Below are 236 nucleotides of genomic sequence, written 5' to 3'. Positions count from 1 at the left end.
CCGCCCGCCCCGGCGCCCGCCGACCTCACGGCCGCCGTGGAGGCCTACCTCGCCGCGCTGGAGCGGTCCACGGGCCGCCGGGTCGGGGGGTTCGCCCGCGATACCGGCACCGGCGACACCGTGGCGTACCGGGCCGCCGAGCGGTTCGGCTACGCGTCGACGCTCAAGGCGCTCGCGGCCGGCGCGGGGCTGGCGGGGCAGCCCCCGCCGGTGCCCGTCCGGCCGCTGCCCGTGAC

The 236-nt window shown here is 82.2% G+C and carries 1 pseudogene; it reads left to right on the top strand.

Annotated elements, in window-relative coordinates:
• Positions 1 to 236: pseudogene (locus KVT14_RS21425) on the top strand (hypothetical protein); the annotation flags it as partial.

It is taken from the genome of Cellulomonas sp. GbtcB1 (assembly GCF_019091725.1).
Lineage (GTDB): Bacteria > Actinomycetota > Actinomycetes > Actinomycetales > Cellulomonadaceae > Cellulomonas.
This window is presented reverse-complemented; position numbering and strand designations above follow the sequence as displayed.